This window comes from Planomonospora algeriensis, assembly GCF_977012225.1.
In genome coordinates this window covers 1-708 of the sequence record NZ_CDRNDK010001009.1, presented here as the reverse complement: position 1 = coordinate 708, position 708 = coordinate 1, and the positions used below count along the sequence as shown (strand labels likewise).

General features: G+C 74.4%; 1 pseudogene. It reads right to left on the bottom strand.

Annotation, left to right across the window (positions count from 1 at the left end):
- Nucleotides 1-708 (bottom strand): annotated as a pseudogene (locus tag ACWJ6R_RS37490) (MMPL family transporter); the annotation flags it as partial.

Genomic DNA, 708 nt, shown 5'->3' with positions numbered 1-708 from the left:
AGCGGAAGACCAGCATCAGCAGCAGGACCGACAGGCCCACGACCAGCAGCAGGTAGACCGGCAGGGCGTCGGAGAGCTTCTCGGAGATGTCGATGCCGACGGCGGTGACGCCGGTCAGGGCGATCTCCGCGCCGGAGACGTCGGCGACCCGCTCGCGGATCTCGTGGACCATCGTCTCGGTGGCCTCGTCGGTCGGGCCGGTCTTGGGGATCACGGACAGCAGCGCGGTGGTGCCGGAGGCGTTGAACCCCTGCGGGGCGGCGGCGAGCACTCCGGGCGTGCTCTGGATGAGCTGCTGGGCCTGCGCGACGGCCTGCTGCGCGGCCGGCGCGGAGTCGGCCGTGATCACGGCGACCAGCCGGCCGTTGAAGCCGGGGCCGAAGCCCTCGCTGGTGAGGTCGTAGGCCTCGCGCGGGGAGGAGCCGACCGGGGCGGTGCCCGCGTCGGGCAGCGCCAGGCGCATGTCCGCCGCGGGGATGGCCAGCGCGCCCAGGGCGAGCACCCCGGCCAGGATGAACGGCAGGCGGTGGTGGGTGACGAAGTAGCCCCAGCGGAAGCTGAGGGGCTGCCGCTCCTTCTTCTTCTTCTCGGCGGCGCCCTTCTCGCCGGCGCCGTCCTCCGGCGCGGCGGCGCGCTGCCTGCGGGGCAGGACGCGGCGGCCGGCGAAGCCGAGCAGCGCGGGCTGGAGCGTGATCGCCACCAGCACGG